The sequence below is a fragment of the Parvibaculum sp. genome (genome assembly GCF_040882025.1).
Classification (GTDB): domain Bacteria; phylum Pseudomonadota; class Alphaproteobacteria; order Parvibaculales; family Parvibaculaceae; genus Parvibaculum.
Genome location: NZ_JBBECC010000094.1, coordinates 1 through 3,301, shown reverse-complemented (window position 1 = coordinate 3,301; position 3,301 = coordinate 1). Strand labels below are relative to the sequence as shown.

General features: G+C 59.1%; 6 protein-coding genes. 3 read left to right on the top strand and 3 right to left on the bottom strand.

The window, feature by feature from the left end; translation table 11 throughout:
* Positions 1-117 precede the first annotated feature (117 nt).
* The 3 genes from WEB61_RS06715 (at position 118) to WEB61_RS06705 (ending at position 2,178) form a co-directional block, all read left to right on the top strand.
* Positions 118-627 (top strand): PAS domain-containing protein, encoded by a 510-nt coding sequence (locus tag WEB61_RS06715; protein ID WP_368063560.1) that lies wholly within the window; start codon positions 118-120, stop codon positions 625-627.
* Positions 628-713: 86 nt separating this feature from the next.
* Positions 714-1,679 (top strand): lipoyl synthase, encoded by a 966-nt coding sequence (gene lipA / locus WEB61_RS06710; RefSeq protein WP_368063559.1) that lies wholly within the window; start codon positions 714-716, stop codon positions 1,677-1,679.
* A gap of 7 nt (positions 1,680-1,686) precedes the next feature.
* Positions 1,687-2,178, top strand: a complete 492-nt coding sequence (locus WEB61_RS06705; protein WP_368063558.1) for a type II toxin-antitoxin system RatA family toxin — start codon at positions 1,687-1,689, stop codon at positions 2,176-2,178.
* A gap of 6 nt (positions 2,179-2,184) precedes the next feature.
* On the opposite strand, the gene WEB61_RS06700 is transcribed toward WEB61_RS06705, so the two are convergent.
* From WEB61_RS06700 to WEB61_RS06690, 3 genes are all read right to left on the bottom strand, one after another.
* Positions 2,185-2,679, bottom strand: a complete 495-nt coding sequence (locus WEB61_RS06700; RefSeq protein ID WP_368063557.1) for a CinA family protein — start codon at positions 2,677-2,679, stop codon at positions 2,185-2,187.
* Complete coding sequence (locus WEB61_RS06695; protein ID WP_368063556.1) at positions 2,676-3,176, bottom strand: phosphatidylglycerophosphatase A; 501 nt, start codon at positions 3,174-3,176, stop codon at positions 2,676-2,678. Before WEB61_RS06695 ends, WEB61_RS06700 begins: the two co-directional genes overlap by 4 nt.
* On the bottom strand, positions 3,173-3,301 hold a 129-nt coding region (locus WEB61_RS06690), incomplete at its 5' end, for a 2-C-methyl-D-erythritol 2,4-cyclodiphosphate synthase (RefSeq protein ID WP_368063562.1). The genes WEB61_RS06695 and WEB61_RS06690, both read right to left, overlap by 4 nt.

Below are 3,301 nucleotides of genomic sequence, written 5' to 3'. Positions count from 1 at the left end.
TGGTGGAAGTTAATGCTCCTGAGGCCCAGTTGGAGCGCCTTGGTCTTGTCTGATTGTTGGGAAAAATAGCAATTGCTTAACCCACGCCGTCCTACGCTTGGCCGTTGGAGGTGGACAGTGGCGATTGATCTCGAAATCCGTCCGGCGGGGAAACCCGGTGAAGCGGGCATCGATCACGATGTGGTCGAGGCGGCGGATCCCGAACATCCAAAGTGTCGCATTCTGCTCGACTACTGGCGTGCCCGGCGTCAGCCGGACGGCTTGACGCTCCGTCGCGACTTCAACCCGCTCGATATGCCGAAGCTCATGGGGGGCATGTTTGTTGTCGAGCCGGTCGATGACGGCGCCGACATGCGCTACCGGCTGATCGGTGTGGCAAACGAACAGCGCCTCGGCATGCCGTTTACCGGCAGGCTCTTTTCCGCATGTTACGCGCCTCAGATGGCCGCTATACAGATAGCTCTTCACAACCGGGTTATGAACGAACGGAAGCCGGCCGTGCTGCGCGGTCGTTTCCTCGGCGTCGATCTCGAGTATGCGTATTTTGAGGCTGTCTACCTGCCGGTACGCGCCGAAACCGGCCTTCAGGTCGTCGGCGGGCTCTATGATATGGATCAGCTGGAGTAAGGGAAATATCCCCCTGTTTTGGGCGGATTTGCTTGAATCGGGCCGAGCGTCTATCCATGTCCTGACAAGAACATCTGAGCAAGATCATGGTCACGGTCATTGACACGCTGAAGGCGGCCAGTGGGCGGCCGCGGCACCCCGAGAAGGTCCGCCGGCCCGATACGCCAATCCTGCGCAAGCCGGAATGGATTCGCGTCAAGGCGCCGGGTTCGCCGGTCTACACGGAGACCAGGCGGATCGTCCGCGAAAACAATCTCGTCACCGTCTGCGAGGAGGCCGGTTGCCCGAACATCGGCGAGTGCTGGACGAAGAAGCACGCCACCATGATGATCATGGGTGACACCTGCACCCGCGCCTGCGCTTTCTGCAACGTCAAGACCGGTCTGCCGGCGGCGCTCGATGCGGAAGAACCGGAAAACGTCGCCAACGCCGTCGCGAAGCTTGGTTTGCGCCATGTCGTTATCACCTCGGTTGATCGTGATGATCTCGCCGATGGCGGCGCACGCCATTTTGTCGAGGTTATCGAGGCGATCCGTCGCCGCGCCCCCGGTACCACCATCGAGATTCTCACGCCCGATTTCCTGCGCAAGGATGGAGCTCTCGAAATGGTCGTGGCGGCTCGACCCGATGTCTTCAATCATAATCTCGAAACCGTACCGCGCCTCTATCTGAACGTCCGCCCCGGCGCACGCTATTTTCATTCGTTGCGATTGCTCCAACGCGTCAAGGAAATCGATTCGACGATATTCACCAAGTCCGGTGTCATGGTCGGCCTTGGTGAGACGCGCGAGGAGGTTCTGCAGGTGATGGATGACATGCGCACGGCCAGTATCGATTTCCTGACTATCGGCCAGTATCTTCAACCGACACGCAAGCATGCCGCCGTCGATCGTTTCGTGACGCCGGACGAATTCAAATCCTACGAAACGATCGCCCGCACCAAGGGTTTCTTGCTGGTCTCGTCGAGCCCGCTCACTCGCTCCTCCTACCACGCAGATGAAGACTTTGCTCGATTGAGTGCCGCACGCAACGCCATGCGTTCGCGGTCCTAGAGGTTCGATGCCCGCCCACGAACAAACCCGCGATGTCCCTCACGCGGCCGACGACATGTTCGCGCTGGTCGCTGGCATCGAGCGATATCCCGAGTTTCTGCCCTGGTGTGGCGGCGCGCGTATCCGTCGCCGTGAAACAGTGGACGGCAAGGAAATTTTGATTGCCGAGTTGATCGTTTCCTACAAGCTTTTTCGCGAGCGCTTTACGAGCAAGGTCACGCTTGACCGGACGGCACGTCTGATCGACGTTGCCTATGTCGAAGGGCCGTTCAACTATCTCCACAACAAGTGGCAATTTGAACCGCTGGCAGACGGCGGTACACGCATTCACTTCTTCATCGACTTCGAGTTTCGCAGTCGCATGTTGCAGAAGATGATGAACGCGGTCTTTGCCAAGGCGTTCGGTCGCATGATGGAAGCTTTTATTGACCGCGCCGATGCGCTGCATGGCGCAAACCGTATGTCGGCCTTCGGTCCGCCGGCTGCCTCAACGGAATAGATTGCTTTATATCATTCGTCGCACAAGGTTGAGTGCGGATTCGACGCTCTTGATACGGATTTCTTCACGACCGATATCGCCGAAACGCTGCACCTCGTGAATGATGCTTCGGCCGGTTCGGGCGGCGCCGAAATGAACAAGGCCGATCGGCTTCATCGGTGTGCCGCCGCCGGGACCTGCGACGCCGGTCACAGAGACAGCGATATGGGCACGCGAGTTCTTGAGCGCTCCCTCGGCCATCGCGCGTGCCACAGGCTCCGATACAGCGCCGAAATCGGCGATGAGGTCACCCGGTACATCCAGCATGTCGCGCTTGGCTTCGTTCGAGTAGACAACAAACCCGCGCTCCACGACCTCAGACGACCCGGCGATCTCGGTCAGGAGCCCGGCGATCAGTCCACCCGTGCAGGATTCGGCGGTCACGATTTTCAGCTTCGCCTCGCGCGCATCGGCCAGAGTTAGTTCGGCGAGGTGAACCAGACGGCGTGGAAAGATGCTCATAACGCGACCATGATCAAAATGTCGAGAAAGATAAAGGTAATTACCGCATAAATCGCTGCGACGACATCATCGGCCATAACACCGAGCCCGCTCTTGAAGCGCCGTTCGACGATGCGGATCGGCCAAGGTTTCCAGATGTCGAAAATTCGGAACAATGCAAAGCCCGCGAGCCAGTTGATCGGAGACATCGGCAGCGCCGCAAATACGAGCCACATCGCGGCGACCTCGTCGACTACGACCTCCGAGGCGTCTTCTGTCCCGGCGGCGACGCAGTATCGTGACGAGGCCCATATGCCGACGATGAAAACGACGAGGGCCGTAAAAGCGAGAACTGTTGCGCCGAGAAAATGGACGATGGCGAAAGCGAAGGGAACCGCAGCGAGCGATCCCCATGTGCCGGGCCCGGGGCGGATAAGTCCGGCACCGAACCATGTCGCTACCAGCACCACCGGATGGTAAAAGACAAGTCCGACGGGCAGGGCGAAAAAACGGCTCATTCGAATATCAACGTGGCGATAGCTTGTGCCGCAATACCTTCGCCGCGTCCGGTAAAGCCGAGACCCTCGCTGGTCGTCGCCTTGACGCTGACACGCATTCGCTCGAGCCCGAGAATTTCCGCGAC